The organism is Bacillus sp. XT-4 (assembly GCF_050864245.1).
GTDB lineage: Bacteria > Bacillota > Bacilli > Bacillales > Bacillaceae > Bacillus > Bacillus altitudinis.
The window spans coordinates 325,665-340,389 of sequence record NZ_JBPAFI010000001.1; the positions used below are offsets into that span (position 1 = coordinate 325,665).

A 14,725-nucleotide genomic window follows, 5' to 3' on the forward strand; every position below is an offset into this window, starting at 1 on the left:
CTATGACCCCTTTGGTTTAATCAAATTCATATATTCATAGACATTACGTTCTGTCATCGTCCCCTTTATGACTTTGATTACTTTGCCTTCAGGATTAATTAAAAATGTGGTTGGCAGCGGCGTAATATCATATGCCTCTGTCACTTGACGATCTTTGTCCATGGCAACAGGAAAATTCACGCCATAAGCATCCATAAAATTCTTCACAGCAATATTGGATTCCCCCACATTTACGGCAACAATTTCGACACCGCGATCCTTGAACACTTCATACTGATTTGCCATATAAGGGAATTCCTGCTTACATGGACCGCACCATGTACCCCAAAAATTGAGAAAGACGCCTTTGCCTTTTAAGTCCTTTAGTTCAATCCGTTCCCCATCTACCGATTGAAGGACAAAGTTAGGCGCAATAGATCCTTCTTTGATTTGATCCTGTTTGGCAAATACTGAGTTATACATCGTATAACACAGTGCAGCAAGCATCACGAGGAGAATGCCCGTCCGTATGAAAAATCGTCTTTTCTTCATCTGAAGTACCCCTTCCCCATAGACATTCAGGTAAATTATAGCATTCTCCTTCTTTTGATGCTTCTTCATTTTTTGAAGTTTATGTGAAAATTAAAAAGCGCTTTTCCCATGATCCGCAATCGCTCTTAGGCGTTTTACTTCATGCGGCGTCAATTCTCTGCGATCTCCTGGTCTCATGCCTTCAATATGAAGGAAAGCATATTGCTCTCTTTTGAGTTTTAAAACATCGTGGCCGATTGCTTCAAACATGCGGCGAACCTGTCTGTTTCTGCCTTCATGAATGGTTAATTGCACAATACATGTTTGCTTTCGTTTATCAATCGAGAGCATTTTGGCACGGGCAGGTGCTGTTTTTTTATGGTCTAACATGATTCCTTTTTCTAACTTTCTAAGCAATTCTTTTGAAGGGATGCCTTTTAGTTTCGCTGCATACGTTTTATCAATTTCATATTTCGGATGCATGAGCTTATGAGCAAATTCGCCATCATTTGTAATCAAAATTAAACCGCTCGTATCATAATCCAACCTGCCGATCGGATACAGACGCTGCGGAACATCATCAAAGAAGTCTGTCACGACTTTGCGCCCTTTATCATCCTCGGCAGCTGAAATGACGCCGCGCGGTTTATAAAGCATAAAGTAAACCGGTTCTTCTCTTTCAAGCTTTAAGCCATTGACTTCAATTTTATCTGAAGAGCCCACCTTTACTCCGAGCTCTGTCACTGTTTCACCATTAACGGTAACTCGTCCTTCTTTAATTAATTCTTCAGCCTTTCGTCTAGAAGCGACGCCGGCATGGGCAATTACTTTCTGTAAACGTTCCATTTGTCTTTCACCTCATGTACTATCTTACTTGCTTGGCTTGAAACAAACAAGCATTCGTGGAAAAATAAGCGTTTCATCTGTCTAATTTCAACAAAAAAGCTGTTTTCCATCCACGAAATAAAAAAAGCGCCTGATTAGGCGCCGCTAAATAACAAACTGACGATAATAATCGATGCAATGATCCCAATCAGGTCTGCAAGCAGCCCCACTTTCAGTGCATCTCCCATTTTTTTAATACCAACTGCTCCAAAATAGACGGTTAAAATATAAAGGGTCGTATCCGTTGACCCTTGCATAACGGCGGCAAGCTTGCCGATAAAAGAGTCTGGACCATAAGTCGCAATTAAGTCTGATGTCATACCAAGCGCCGCTGTTCCTGATATAGGACGAATAAGCGCAAGCGGCACCACTTCTGTAGGAACACCAATCGCTGTAAACACAGGTTTTAATAACTCCATGACAAAGTCAAGTGCACCTGATGCACGGAAAATCGTAATGGCGACTAGCATACCGACTAAATATGGAATGATTGAAAAGGCAATTTGAATGCCTTCTTTCCCGCCTTCTACAAATGTTTCGTACGTGGGTACTTTTTTAATCGTCCCTGCAATCAATATTCCTGCGATGATCAGTGGAATCAAAGCAAGTGACAGCCAGTTAATAAATGCCACAAGATCACCCCCGCCTGCTTCTGCGATAGTGGAAATAGCGATCAATCATAATCGCACCTATACCTGAAATAAGTGTCGCCAAAATGGTTGGGCCTACAATATCTGTTGGCTGATCTGCGCCATAGGTCATACGAATGGCAATGACAGTCGTTGGCACAAGTGTGATAGAAGATGTATTGACTGCTAAAAAAGTGATCATAGACCGGCTCGCCTCATTTTTTCCGCCATTTAATGCTTTCATCTGCTCCATCGCCTTAATCCCAAGTGGAGTGGCGGCATTGCCGAGGCCAAAGAAATTTGCCATGAGATTGGACAGAATATACCCCATCGCTGGATGATTCGCAGGAATCTCAGGAAATAGTTTTGAGATAAAGGGCCGGCATAATTTACTAAAGAAATGTAACAACCCCGCTTCTTCTGCGATCTTCATCAATCCTAGCCAGAATACAAGAACACTAATCAACCCAATTGAAATGGTGACCGCTTCTTTTGATCCTTTAAAGACCGCTTCATTCACTTCATGCATCGTTCCGTTAAACATTGCATAGACAAGACCGATGACCGTGAGGAATACCCAGATCAGATTGACCATGAAGATCCGCCTATCGATGTCTGAAAGACAGACTTAAACATTTCTTGAAAGCTTTTTTGGGGCATTCGGTTGCGTTTGTTTTCATAAAAAATGGGGACTTGCTCAATTACCTGACCATCCAGTAAGAACGTCATTTTCCCTACTACATCTGGGATCGCTTCTTTGTTTTTCTCCCATTTCTTTTCAGGCGTCAGCATTTCCGTTTCGATTTCCACTAGTTTTTTCTCATCCTCATTTAGTAAATAGTCCACATCCCGCTTAATAAACGCTTTTTTTTCGTAAAAAGTCCCTTTTAACGAAGCGAGCCTGCCTTTTTCAGCAAGCACATACGTTTTATAGTGATCAAATGCATACTCAAACATTGAGATATGATCCTTCCAATCATCCGGTGCATTAATCGTCACAGCAATGAGCGCAGCATCTCCTTTTGCAGCTGTGGAGACAAGTGTGCGTTTTGCAAGTTTTGTATATCCTGTCTTCCCTCCAGTCGAATATTGATACAAACCAGTGAGCAGCTTGTTTTTATTTTTCCAATAACCTTCGATTGTTTTTGCTTTATAAAAGGTGGTACCGGCAATTTTTTGATATTGCTGATGCTTCATGGCGTACATCGTTAAGATCGCCATATCATAAGCTGATGAATAATGGTTTTTATGATCATCGAGTCCATGCGGATTTTGAAAATTCGTATTCTCCATGCCTAGTTCAGAGGCCTTTTGGTTCATCATAAAAATAAAGCCTTCTAAGCTGCCGCCAACATGTTCTGCAATGGCAACAGCTGCATCATTTCCAGAGCGCAGCATGAGCCCGTATGTCAAGTCTTCTAAACTAACCTTCTGTCCTTCCTTTAAATAAATCGAAGAACCTTCCGCTTGAATCGCACGTTTTGACACTTTGACCATGTCGTTCATTTTTCCTGATTCAATGGCTAATACAGCCGTCATAATTTTTGTGATACTGGCGATTCTTCTTTTTTCGTGCTCGTCCTTTCCAAATAGGACTCTGCCTGACTGTCCATCTATTAAAATGGCGCTTCTCGCACTCACCGATAATGAAATGTCTGCTTGAGCGTGTGAGGAAAAAGGCAGTAAGAGTGTCAATAGAAGAAGGACTGCTGTTCCAATTTTTAAATAGGGCATGTTCATTCACGTCCTTGTCCGTTTTGTACAAGTGTATGCGCGGCTGAAAAAGTTATGATGCCTCGTCCATAAAAAAAAGCGACTCGATGATTAGAGTCGCTTTTCATTCTTCTTTATACCATTTTCATTTGCTGATGAGATGTTGTATATTCCAGCTCTTCTCTCATCGTTAAAAACTCTTTTTCTAATGAAGAAAACAAACGTTTGACCTCAGCCGATACTTCATGATGGAAAACAATGCAGCTTTTTCCTGTGTAGGCTGAACGGCTATCTTCATACCATGTATCCTTTTTTGGTGTAAAAAATTCTTCAATACATTGATGATAAATACGATGAAGCGTCTGCTGTGCGGCTTGGTGCGGGAATGTCTGCTGCTGCCCGATTTTCCTGCAAACCGCCGCGGCATCCTCGCTATAAACTGCAAGCTTCCGCAATGTACTTAATATGTCACAATAATAGGCTTCCGCTTCCGGGTTTAATCGTTTCAAGCTTGATAAGGTAGCTTCGTTCAGAAAATCATTCACTTCAACTGCAACCTTTGATAAAAAAACGCCTGCTTGATCAACTTGAGCCTTTACATTCATATGTGCCATTTGTTTCGTGTTTACCTTCCCCTCATGGCTTTGTCACCATTTTATCTTTCAAATAAAGGTTTTAGACCTAAAATCTTTTTTACATTTTATCATACATTTTTCCTTATTTTGAACTATTTTATCTCTTCAAATGTTTGATTGAAGTTTTCAAAAAAGAGATCAGCCTCTTCTTGCACCCCATCTGCTTCCACATTCTCTGGAAGTGGCGGTAATTCATCTAAGGCTTTTAAACCAAATTGCTCTAAAAAGGTAGGTGTTGTCCCATAAAGGATCGCTCGTCCCGGTCCATCGGCACGTCCTACTTCACAGAGCAGTGCTTTGGCAACTAAACTATGCAGCACTCGTTCTGATTTAACGCCTCTGATCTCCTCGACTTCGCTGCGTGTAATCGGTTGTTTATACGAGACAATGGCGAGCACTTCTAGCGCTGCCTGTGACAAACCTTTCGATGGTGTCTCTACTAATTTTTTTAAATATACGCTGTATTCTTTTTTCGTCAGCAGCATATATGAATCTGCATATTCAATAAGCTCAATCCCTCGTTCTTGTTTTTGATATTCTTCCTTTACGGCAGTCATAATATCAAGCAACGCTGCCTCATCAACTTCAAGAACAGACATGAGCTGTTTTCTTGTTAAGCCTTCGTCACCTGCTGCATATAGCAGCGCTTCTAAGATGGCTTTCCAATTCACGATATCAAGCGTCATGAATCGTTTCACTCCTTATGATATAAATATCTTCAAAGTTTCCTTCCTGCTCCAGCATGATTTGATGGCTTTTCATCAATTCGAGAACAGCAAGAAACGTCACGACAAGGTGTTCCTTTTGATCATGTTGAAATAAAGTCATGAAATTGGTCCGCTTTTTTGTTTTTCTTAAATGGTTCATAATCTCATTCATTTTGTCTTCAATCGGGATTTCTTGTCTTGTAATCTTTGATGGTGCTGGTTTTGTTATTTTTTTGCGGTTCAATACTTTTTGGAACGCACCTAACATATCATACACCGTGACATGTAAGTTTGTGTCCTTCGCTTCTGCTTCTTTTGCAAATTCACTTAAATCACTTGGTGGTTTTGTGAAGGCGTTTTGCCGCTCTTCTTCACGTTCCTTCAGTTCTTGCGCTGCATTTTTATACTTGCGGTATTCAATTAATTTGCCAATCAGCTCATCACGAGGGTCCTCTTCTTCTTCCATCAGGTCTTCATCAAACAGCTCTTCCTCTTGTTTTGGGAGAAGCATTCTGCTTTTAATGCTGAGGAGAGTTGCAGCCATCACCAAATACTCACTTGCAACATCCAGTTCAAGCTCCCTCATCGTGTGGACATATAATAAATACTGCTCCGTAATTTTAGCGACGGGAATATCATAAATATCAATTTCCAAACGGTTAATTAAATGTAAAAGCAAGTCCAAAGGACCCTCAAACGAATCTATTTTCACCTGATATTCCAGCATTCTTTTCTCACCATTTCTACTGTCTTCTAAGTACCGTTTTCATCGGCTAACCTTTAGTATAAGACACCATAAAGCTCTCGTCCAATATAATTTCGACCATGAGGCAGCAGGCAAAAAAAGAAAAACAGTGGATTCGCCCATACCAATGAGGGCGTTTATACATAGAATACCATTGTAATCAGAACTGATGAAAAAGGAGGCCGTAACATTATGGGAGATGGTTATTACTTCGGCGGAGGATTTGCGCTTATTGTTGTGCTGTTCATCTTGCTGATCATCGTTGGCGCGGCTTGGGTTTATTAAAGAAACAGAGCGTCCTTTCATAAAGGGGCGCTCTTTCTTCTTTTCTTTTCGGTATGTTAGACTGATAGTGGAAAAGGAGATGACCGCTGTGTATCCTAAAGCGTACGTGGCTTTTTTACATGAATTTCATACGACAAGAGATTATTTTGAGTGTCATGAAATTCTTGAAGAATTTTGGAAAAAAGATCCTCCTCATCAGCGCAAAAAGTACTGGGTGGGTCTCATTCAGCTTGCTGTTGCTTTGTATCATCAAAGACGAGGAAATGGAAAAGGAGCAAAACGGCTGATTTCAAACAGCCTTCATATATTAGATTCGGACCGGAACATACTAACAGAATTAGGTCTTGATGAAGAGGCATTTCTTTTGCTGCTGAGAACACTGAAAAAGAAAATCGATGAAGACATGCCCTACGAAAGTGTGATGCTGCCAATACGAGATGAAACGCTTCTTTCTTTATGCCAAGAGATGGCGGAAAAAGAAGGCTTAACCTTCGGACAGGAGAGCAACTTATCCCATACATTCTTAATTGAAAAGCATAGACTGCGTGATCGGACGGACGTATTGCTTGAACGTGAAAAGCAGATGGAACGTAAAAAAAGCAGAGGCATATAACCTCTGCTTTTACATGTGTGATATTTAATTTGTTTCACTGTGACACTTATGAAAGAAGCCTTGCGTTAATTCATTTGGAATGAGTGTTTTCGTTTTGAATACTTCTTCCACGGCTAATACCATTTCCTTGCCGATGCCTTGGTCACGATGGGACGGATTGACACTAATATGTTCGATTTGTACTTGGTCGTCTGTTTTCAGCACACCAATCGCACCGACGATATCCTCACCATCTTTCCAAAGGAACAGCTGCCGATCTTCATCCATTTCATACGACTTTATCGTCTGCTGAAGCTGTTTGACGTCTTTCTCACCCGGCATAAAGGACAGGAGTCCCATGGCAATTTTTTCAAAAGACCTCTTGTAACGAATTAACATATATACCCCTCAATATTAAAATTATCCTATTCTCCAGCAAATGTCTTATGAATCACTTGCTCATCACACATTATAAACACTTTTAGGTTGTTTTTAAACTCTTTTTCATCAAATTAACGAAACGTTCGATTTAGGTTGGCCATTTCAATAGCAGCTGCAGCCGATTCACTGCCTTTATTTCCAGCCTTTGTACCGGCTCTTTCAATAGCTTGTTCAATAGATTCTGTTGTCAGTACACCAAAGATAATCGGCACCCCTGTCGAGATGGCACTTTGTGCGATTCCTTTAGCCGCTTCATTACAAACATAATCGTAATGTGATGTTGCCCCGCGAATCACGGTTCCAAGTGTAATGACTGCATCATATTTTTTTGTTTCTGCTAGTTTTTTTGCCATATACGGAATTTCAAAAGCCCCCGGCACCCACACGACATCAATATCGTCACCGTTTGCTCCGTGTCTGAGCAATGTATCTTCTGCCCCATCTAGCAATTTACTTGTAATAAAATCATTAAATCTAGCGACGACGATTCCAAACTTTAATCCTTCTGCTACTACATTACCTTGTATTGTATTCATATGTTCATCATCCTTTTTTGTGATTTTTATTTTGTTTTCATTGTCGTTGTTTGCTTGTTTATATATGCCTGCAATGCTTCAATCGTCAGCATCTTTAAATCGTGTTCTTTTTGAATTTTTTGTAGTTCGGGTACGCGGGCCATGGTTCCATCTGCATTCATAATTTCACATATGACACCCGCTGGCACTGAACCCGCAAGTTTAGCAAGATCAACGGCCGCTTCTGTATGACCTGGTCTTTCTACTACGCCTCCCTCTTTCGCAATAAGAGGGAAAACATGACCTGGACGGGCAAAATCTTCTGGTTTTGACTCTTTATTTAACATGGCCAAAATGGTCGTTGAGCGCTCAAAAGCACTTATACCAGTTGTCGTTGACGTATGGTCGATGCTCACTGTAAATGCTGTATGATGTGCATCCGTATTTCGCTCGACCATGGGATGCAGATCCAAGTGTTTCGCAATCGAGGCATGAACTGGTGTGCAAATAAGACCTCTTCCATGTAAAGCCATGAAGTTAATGACTTCCGGCGTTGCATGCTCAGCAAGTGCCACAAAGTCTCCTTCATTTTCTCTGTCTTCATCATCTACTACGATAATGATTTCTCCTCGTTTCAGGGCATTTACTGCCTCATCAACTGAATGATACATACAATCGCCTCCTAGAATCCGTGCTCTTTTAAAAATGATGGGGTTAATCGTGATGGCTGCTTTTCGTTTTGCTCTTTTGTTAAAAAGCGATAAATGTATTTACCGATCATGTCACATTCAATATTTACTACATCCCCCATAGATTTAGTCGGGAAAATAGTTCCTTCAAGCGTATGTGGAATGATAGAAACTGTCACATGAGCATCTCGCAAATCGAAAATAGTCAAGCTGACGCCGTCTATTGCGATCGATCCCTTTTTTGTGAGCATATCTGTGAGGGTCTTGTCCATTTTCAAATCATAGTAAATGGCATTACTCTTCTTTTCTACACGGGTAATCACAGCCGTTCCATCAACATGGCCTGAAACAAAATGACCGCCGAATCGTCCATTTGATGACATCGCTCGCTCTAAATTCACTTGGCTACCTGGCGCAAGCTGATCAAGTGATGTCGCTTTGACCGTCTCAGGCATCACATCTGCCGCAAACTGTTCTTTTGTGAAGCTTGTGACAGTGAGACAAACGCCATTGATGGCGATACTATCGCCTAGGTGAACATCTTCTAGTACACGACTGCACTTGATGATGATTTCCATGGCATCTGCGGATCTTTTGCTCAATGACTGGACTGTACCCACTTCTTCAATAATCCCCGTAAACATGTGATCCTTCCTTTCTCTTTCTTTTGTACTTCTCACTTTATGAAAAAGCGATGTTTGGGACATGTGATCGATTGAACACCTTCGTCGCTTTTTATGGTCCATACAAGGTAAATGAGGGATCACCTAATAAACACTGCATGCGATGGCTATAATGACATACAGAAAGCCCCGGAAAAATTCCGGGGCTGTGGTTTTTTTGCATTAGAAATAAAACTATGATCAACACATATTTTTTGTTCATACATAGCTTTCGTTATCCTTCTCCCATCCAGACTTTCACTGTCGGCTTCAGCTTCTCACTGAATCAACCGTTAATAAATTAACGGGTCACGGGCTGTAAAGCATTTGCTTTATTACCGTCGGTCGGGATTTTCACCCTGCCCCGAAGGATACAATCGATATTTAGCTGTCCTTAGGGGCTATTATAGCGATCCTTGTGGTCAAATGCAACAATCAAGATTTATCACCTGTTCATAAAAAAAGCCTCCCTATAGGAAAGGAGACTTGTTAATTGACGACTTTTACTACTTTTATAAGACCGTCTATTCTTTTTTCATTACTAAAGTATGCTTTAATACGATCGCCTTTTTTCAGATCGGCCACATCATCTTCAAATTTCTTTCCGTTAAAAATGATTTTCGTGCCATTTTTGGCTTGACCGTAATACTCATCACCATCAATTTTCGTAATGGTATATTCATAGATTGTGTAATCTTTATCATTATTCGTTAAACTTTCGCCAATGGCTGTTGGCACATCTTCAATTTTCATGCCATTCATGTATAAATAACCTGCGCCTAAACAAAGCAGTAAAACAAATAAGATTGCGATTTTTAATTTGATTTTCCCCATATTTAGAACCTCCATCATCTGCACTTCGCCTATTTGTATGTTCTATTCCTTCTTTTGATGAAATAAAACCAAAAAAGCTGATTTTCATTAATGGTTACTTATATAACGATTCAAGTGGACTTTTGGTTCCACCTTTTCATCATTACATATGATACGAATATGCGTTCTTTATTAAGGGGGTCTTTTTTCCTCTTTATCTGTTAGCAGAGTAAACAAGAAAAACGAGCTTTTTGATTATATTCTTTTCTCTAATGCGAATAGATCTTCCTCTAACAATTGAGATCTTTGAACAGCGATATTTCGGCTGTCACGAACCCCTTGATTATAATAGTAGCTTCCAAGATGTTTTGTGATAAATTCTAATATATTGATGGCTGCTAATTCACCAATCTCCTCTTCTCGTTCTTCGGCAAAGTAACGCTGAATGGCAATCATCATCTGGTTTTTTTCTTCTTTTGTTAATGGTTTCAAAGTATCTCCTGCTTTCTTTCTGCATGATCACACGCTTTTTAGATGTGCACTTTTACTTATTTTTAGAGCTGTATATGGTGACACTTACGAATACGAATGTTTGTTCTCTTATCATATCACAAAAACGTGTCCATAACACCCTAAAAGAAAAAGCGTGTTTTAATCAATTGATCAAAATACGCTTTCTTTATATAGACTATTTATTTCAATATGGATAGTATCGTCGCTACAGAATGATCTACAAACGAACGCTCTGGGCGAGATTTCATGAGGACTGTCAGTCCAATAAAAGAAACAACCAACGCCTGTGCTAATGCTTTGGCATTCAGACTACTTTCGAGCTCACCCGAGCGAATACCTTGTACAATTTTTTCTTCAAAAATGACCGAAAGATACATCTGATGCTCTCTTGTGAGAATTTCAAATTTCTCTTCGTGTGGGGCAAGCTCGACTATTGTATTGATGCAGAAGCACCCTTTACTCGGCCCATGTCCATATTCCTCTTCTACTAATTCAGCAAATAATGTATGAAATGCTTCCTTTACAGATAGATTGTTTTGAAGTTTTGTTCGAATGTGGGCTGCATGCTGAGTTGTATATTTGCGTAATGCTGCTTCAAACAATTTCTCTTTATCACCGAACGCTGAGTATAAGCTTGGCCGCTGTATTCCCATTTTTACAGTTAAGTCGCTTAATGTAGTGGCTCTGTACCCCTTCTCCCAAAAAAGCAACAAGGCCTCATCTAACGCTTTTTCCTCATCAAATTCCCGTTGTCGAACCATCATCAACCCTCATTTCTATCATAAAAATCTCTTCACTAAATCAATCATCTATTTCTTATAAGTATTTTTTACTCATCGGTATATTATCATTTTATTTTATTGACATATCATTGTCAAACCGACTGCCTCTCTCAAGATCTTCATTATATCATCTTGACTTTAAAACGTTTCTCTGGTTATCCTTAACAGGAATCATTTTATACTGATAAGTATATTATACTTTTTAGTACAAAAGGAGCTGATGTCATGCATGAAAAAAGAAAAAATGAATGCCGTTGAACATTCTGATCTGGAAACGACTCATTTACAAATAAACACCCGATCAACGATGACTCGCAATATGGCTCTACTGTTTTCGACAGCCTCAGGGATGGCAGTTGCAAACATATACTTTGCACAGCCATTATTAGACTCCCTCGCATCCGAGTTTGGTATCAGCTATTCATCCGTTGGTATGGTCATTACGATTACTCAGCTTTGTTATGCGCTAGGACTGCTACTGATCGTACCACTTGGTGATATGTTCAACCAACGGCGGCTCATCGTAGCTCAAATGCTAGTATCCGTGTTATCTCTCATTCTAGTCGGTATCGCCCCTACCGCCACCGTCCTGTTCATAGGACTAGCTGCGGTGGGACTGCTCGCTGTAGTCACTCAGGTACTCGTAGCATTCGCAGCGACATGGGCCTCTCCTGAAGAACGTGGCCGCATAGTGGGCTTGGTTCAAAGTGGAATTGTGATTGGTATTCTTCTCGCACGAACGTTTGCTGGTGTACTAACCGATCTCGCCGGCTGGAGATCAGTCTATCTCGTTTCCGGCGTGATGATGCTGATCATAACTAGCGTGTTGTACCGGTATCTTCCGCGTGCTGACAGCAAGAGAGTCTCCATATCCTATGTGAACTTGCTCGCTTCAATGTTTATATTGTTCAGACAAGAACGAATTCTACGTATTCGTGGCGTACTGGGTTTTCTGATCTTTGTTGTGTTTGGCACGCTGTGGACTTCACTTGTGCTACCTCTCAGCACTACGCCATACAATCTGTCACATACGGCAATTGGTGCTTTTGGCCTTGCTGGAGTTGCCGGAGCATTAGGTGCCGCTCGAGCTGGAAGCCTTGCTGATCGAGGCTTAGGACAGTTAACAACGTGCATCGCCCTTGTCCTATTACTCTTTTCATGGTGTTTTATTTTTTTCACTGAATATTCCCTCATTTTATTAATCGTTGGTATCGTCATTCTTGACCTATCTGTGCAGGCCGTTCATGTGACCAATCAAAGTATGATTTTCATGGTCCGGCCTGAGGCGAGAAGCCGGCTGACTGCTGCTTATATGATTTTTTATTCCCTTGGCAGTGCGCTCGGTTCTATTGTATCAACTCACATATACGCAAACGCTGGCTGGAATGGGGTATGTTTATTTGGAGCCTCTATCAGCGCCTTAGCCCTTTTATATTGGATGATCACCTACCGCTTCACGGCACAGATCACAGGAACATCAGATGTAAAATAAAAAAACACCGCAATTAAGCGGTGTTTTGGATTAAGCATCGATAACTTCGACTTTTTCCATGCCTTGTCCTTGTTCCATATCAAGAACAGCTTCGATACCAGATGTTACTTTGCCAAAAACAGTGTGAACACCGTTTAAGTGCGGCTGTGGGTCATGTACGATAAAGAATTGGCTGCCGCCAGTGTCTTTACCAGCGTGTGCCATTGATAATGAACCTCTCTCGTGCTGATGAGGGTTTCCTTCTGTTTCACATTTAATTGTGTAACCAGGTCCTCCAGTTCCATTACCGTTTGGATCGCCGCCTTGGCTTACGAACCCTGGGATCACGCGGTGGAATTTCAATCCGTCGTAGAAGCCTTCATTCGCTAATTTTTCAAAGTTTGCTACTGTACCTGGAGCAGCCTCTGGGTAAAGTTCAAACTCAATTTTCTTTCCATTCGTTAATTGTATGTATCCTTTTTTCGCCATTTTTCACATTCTCCTTTCAGGTTAAACAACGCTCATTATAGCACATTTTCGGTGATGTTAAACATCCCCTGCTTACCTAATGTGATTTACCTCTTTTGCCATCATTGATAAACTAAAAGAGCTTGATCCTTTTCTCCTAAGGAAATGATCACAGACTGAGCAAATCACTTCATCATATTGGAGGTTTCAAACATCTTTAAAAGAAAATTGAAACGTCAGACTGATTTGTTACGTCTATATGATGGAGTACGATTCAAATTATGTACTCAAAAGATGAGTTTCTCACCATCGAGAAACGCTTTCGACTTGAAGGAGGTCAACATGTTTAAAAAAACAATGCTTGGTATGATGGCAGCGCTCCTTTTACTGATTGGTGCGCCAAAAGTCAGCTTAGCGGATGCAGCTGTCGGCGATGTCATCGTCACACTCGGGCAAGACTTAACACCGGCTGATCGCCAGAAGGTGCTTGACGAGTTGAATCCACCTGAAAATGCGACAAAAATTGAAGTAACCAATAAAGAAGAGCACGAATATTTAGGAAAGTATATCCCTCGCTCTCAAATCGGGACTCGAGCATTATCATCTTCATCTATCACTATTGAAAAATCAGGTACGGGTCTGACTGTGGATACACATAACATTAAGACCATTACAGATGAGATGTATTTAAATGCTTTAATGACCGCAGGCGTGAAAGATGCAAAGGTTGTCGTGACGGCGCCGTTTGAAGTATCTGGCACAGCAGCACTGACAGGTTTATTAAAAGCCTATGAGGTGTCAAGCGACAAAGCCATTCCCGAAGATGTGAAACAGGTGGCTAACGAAGAGCTTGTAACAACATCTAAATTGGGTGACTCTATTGGAAAAGACAATGCTTCTGCTCTGATTGCAAAAATCAAAGATGACATTGCCAAAAATGGAGTTCCTAAAACAACAAAAGAAGTGGAAGAAAAAGTAGATCAAGCCGCTTCTGATTTGAACTTAAATCTGACGCAGGACCAAAAAGATCAACTTGTCTCTCTCTTCGATAAAATGAAAAATATCAATATCGATTGGAAACAAGTCGGATCTCAAATTGATAAAGCAAAAGACAAGATTACAAAATTCATAGAATCAGATGAAGGGAAAAACCTTCTACAGAAAATTTGGGATTTCTTTGTCTCCATTTGGAACGCGATCGTCTCTGTATTTACTGGTGGAAAATAAATGTCATAGAAAAAGCTGCCTGATGATCAGGCAGCTTTTTTTAAGTCGATGATTTCACTTTTGATTGATAAGGTAAATCCAATTTGACAATGTCCTCATATGTCTCACGCTCAACGACAAGCTGCGCTTCCCCATCTTCTACAAATACTACAGCCGGGCGCGGGATACGGTTATAGTTGTTTGACATGCTGTAGCCATAAGCTCCTGTACAAAAGACAGCTAATAAGTCTCCCTGTGATAACTCTGGCAGATCAATATCCCAAATGAGCATATCTCCACTCTCGCAGCATTTCCCTGCAATGGACACAGTTTGATCATGCGTTTGGCTCATTTTATTGGCGCTCGCTGCTTCATATTTTGCTTGATATAAAGCAGGTCGAATGTTATCACTCATTCCGCCGTCAATGGCTACATAATCGCGAATTCCAGGTACATGTTTGGAT

Annotated in this window: 21 protein-coding genes and 1 riboswitch; of the genes, 4 read left to right on the forward strand and 17 right to left on the reverse strand. The window is 40.7% G+C overall.

The annotated features are described in order from the left end of the window. The 8 genes from resA to ACRRMM_RS01700 form a co-directional block, all read right to left on the reverse strand. Nucleotides 1–531: a thiol-disulfide oxidoreductase ResA gene (resA, locus tag ACRRMM_RS01665; protein WP_017359780.1), complete on the reverse strand. Its 531-nt coding sequence runs from the start codon at nucleotides 529–531 to the stop codon at nucleotides 1–3. Between the two features lie 90 nt (nucleotides 532–621). Beyond that, nucleotides 622–1,356, reverse strand: coding sequence for a 23S rRNA pseudouridine(2605) synthase RluB (rluB, locus tag ACRRMM_RS01670; RefSeq protein WP_007501012.1), 735 nt, complete (start codon nucleotides 1,354–1,356; stop codon nucleotides 622–624). Nucleotides 1,357–1,490: 134 nt separating this feature from the next. Beyond that, nucleotides 1,491–2,027, reverse strand: coding sequence for a spore maturation protein (locus ACRRMM_RS01675; protein WP_017359781.1), 537 nt, complete (start codon nucleotides 2,025–2,027; stop codon nucleotides 1,491–1,493). Between the two features lie 4 nt (nucleotides 2,028–2,031). Beyond that, complete coding sequence (locus tag ACRRMM_RS01680; protein WP_007501015.1) at nucleotides 2,032–2,619, reverse strand: nucleoside recognition domain-containing protein; 588 nt, start codon at nucleotides 2,617–2,619, stop codon at nucleotides 2,032–2,034. Next, the gene (locus ACRRMM_RS01685; protein ID WP_048001420.1) at nucleotides 2,607–3,758 is read right to left on the reverse strand and encodes a D-alanyl-D-alanine carboxypeptidase family protein; all 1,152 of its coding nucleotides are present in this window, start codon (nucleotides 3,756–3,758) and stop codon (nucleotides 2,607–2,609) included. The genes ACRRMM_RS01680 and ACRRMM_RS01685 overlap by 13 nt, the downstream gene beginning before the upstream one ends. 113 nt (nucleotides 3,759–3,871) lie before the next feature. After that, nucleotides 3,872–4,351: a YpuI family protein gene (locus ACRRMM_RS01690; protein WP_048001419.1), complete on the reverse strand. Its 480-nt coding sequence runs from the start codon at nucleotides 4,349–4,351 to the stop codon at nucleotides 3,872–3,874. Nucleotides 4,352–4,464: 113 nt separating this feature from the next. Then, on the reverse strand, nucleotides 4,465–5,058 hold the full coding sequence (gene scpB / locus ACRRMM_RS01695; RefSeq protein WP_428828426.1) for an SMC-Scp complex subunit ScpB: 594 nt from the start codon (nucleotides 5,056–5,058) through the stop codon (nucleotides 4,465–4,467). Further along, nucleotides 5,048–5,806 (reverse strand): segregation/condensation protein A, encoded by a 759-nt coding sequence (locus ACRRMM_RS01700; protein WP_428828427.1) that lies wholly within the window; start codon nucleotides 5,804–5,806, stop codon nucleotides 5,048–5,050. The genes scpB and ACRRMM_RS01700 overlap by 11 nt, the downstream gene beginning before the upstream one ends. A 210-nt stretch (nucleotides 5,807–6,016) precedes the next feature. Here ACRRMM_RS01700 and ACRRMM_RS01705 point away from each other — a divergent pair, with 210 nt between their 5' ends. After that, a complete protein-coding gene (locus ACRRMM_RS01705; protein ID WP_008359694.1) occupies nucleotides 6,017–6,109 on the forward strand; it encodes a YjcZ family sporulation protein in 93 nt (30 codons plus the stop codon). A gap of 88 nt (nucleotides 6,110–6,197) precedes the next feature. Then, nucleotides 6,198–6,722 carry a DUF309 domain-containing protein gene (locus tag ACRRMM_RS01710; protein WP_428828428.1) on the forward strand — a complete coding sequence of 175 codons (525 nt, stop codon included), beginning with the start codon at nucleotides 6,198–6,200 and terminating at the stop codon, nucleotides 6,720–6,722. Nucleotides 6,723–6,746: 24 nt separating this feature from the next. Here the strand turns inward: ACRRMM_RS01710 and ACRRMM_RS01715 are convergent, their stop codons facing one another. The 7 genes from ACRRMM_RS01715 to ACRRMM_RS01745 all read right to left on the reverse strand — a co-directional run bounded on the left by ACRRMM_RS01715 (nucleotide 6,747) and on the right by ACRRMM_RS01745 (nucleotide 11,095). Continuing rightward, nucleotides 6,747–7,100: a GNAT family N-acetyltransferase gene (locus ACRRMM_RS01715; RefSeq protein WP_008344455.1), complete on the reverse strand. Its 354-nt coding sequence runs from the start codon at nucleotides 7,098–7,100 to the stop codon at nucleotides 6,747–6,749. Nucleotides 7,101–7,213: 113 nt separating this feature from the next. Next, nucleotides 7,214–7,678 (reverse strand): 6,7-dimethyl-8-ribityllumazine synthase, encoded by a 465-nt coding sequence (gene ribH / locus ACRRMM_RS01720; protein WP_007501031.1) that lies wholly within the window; start codon nucleotides 7,676–7,678, stop codon nucleotides 7,214–7,216. A gap of 26 nt (nucleotides 7,679–7,704) precedes the next feature. After that, entirely contained in the window at nucleotides 7,705–8,328 is a 624-nt protein-coding gene (gene ribB / locus ACRRMM_RS01725) for a 3,4-dihydroxy-2-butanone-4-phosphate synthase (RefSeq protein ID WP_017359786.1), read from the reverse strand. A gap of 11 nt (nucleotides 8,329–8,339) precedes the next feature. Beyond that, nucleotides 8,340–8,990 carry a riboflavin synthase gene (ribE, locus tag ACRRMM_RS01730; protein WP_026050106.1) on the reverse strand — a complete coding sequence of 217 codons (651 nt, stop codon included), beginning with the start codon at nucleotides 8,988–8,990 and terminating at the stop codon, nucleotides 8,340–8,342. A 252-nt stretch (nucleotides 8,991–9,242) separates the two neighbouring features. Then, a riboswitch (FMN riboswitch) is annotated at nucleotides 9,243–9,384 on the reverse strand. Nucleotides 9,385–9,497: 113 nt separating this feature from the next. Then, nucleotides 9,498–9,842 (reverse strand): hypothetical protein, encoded by a 345-nt coding sequence (locus ACRRMM_RS01735; RefSeq protein WP_008344451.1) that lies wholly within the window; start codon nucleotides 9,840–9,842, stop codon nucleotides 9,498–9,500. A 234-nt stretch (nucleotides 9,843–10,076) separates the two neighbouring features. Further along, complete coding sequence (locus ACRRMM_RS01740) at nucleotides 10,077–10,313, reverse strand: DUF2164 domain-containing protein (protein WP_017359788.1); 237 nt, start codon at nucleotides 10,311–10,313, stop codon at nucleotides 10,077–10,079. A 200-nt stretch (nucleotides 10,314–10,513) separates the two neighbouring features. After that, nucleotides 10,514–11,095: a TetR/AcrR family transcriptional regulator gene (locus tag ACRRMM_RS01745; protein ID WP_428828429.1), complete on the reverse strand. Its 582-nt coding sequence runs from the start codon at nucleotides 11,093–11,095 to the stop codon at nucleotides 10,514–10,516. Between the two features lie 250 nt (nucleotides 11,096–11,345). On the opposite strand from ACRRMM_RS01745, the gene ACRRMM_RS01750 reads away from it, so the two are divergent. Continuing rightward, nucleotides 11,346–12,608 (forward strand): MFS transporter, encoded by a 1,263-nt coding sequence (locus ACRRMM_RS01750; RefSeq protein ID WP_428828976.1) that lies wholly within the window; start codon nucleotides 11,346–11,348, stop codon nucleotides 12,606–12,608. Nucleotides 12,609–12,638: 30 nt separating this feature from the next. Here ACRRMM_RS01750 and ACRRMM_RS01755 read toward each other — a convergent pair whose 3' ends face one another. Further along, a complete protein-coding gene (locus ACRRMM_RS01755) occupies nucleotides 12,639–13,076 on the reverse strand; it encodes a peptidylprolyl isomerase (protein ID WP_007501040.1) in 438 nt (145 codons plus the stop codon). 321 nt (nucleotides 13,077–13,397) lie between these two features. Between ACRRMM_RS01755 and ACRRMM_RS01760 the strand changes: the two genes are divergently transcribed. Beyond that, nucleotides 13,398–14,282 carry a DUF1002 domain-containing protein gene (locus ACRRMM_RS01760; RefSeq protein WP_017359791.1) on the forward strand — a complete coding sequence of 295 codons (885 nt, stop codon included), beginning with the start codon at nucleotides 13,398–13,400 and terminating at the stop codon, nucleotides 14,280–14,282. Nucleotides 14,283–14,322: 40 nt separating this feature from the next. Here the strand turns inward: ACRRMM_RS01760 and ACRRMM_RS01765 are convergent. After that, the coding region (locus tag ACRRMM_RS01765) for a diaminopimelate decarboxylase family protein (protein WP_432450770.1) at nucleotides 14,323–14,725 on the reverse strand (403 nt) is incomplete at its 5' end.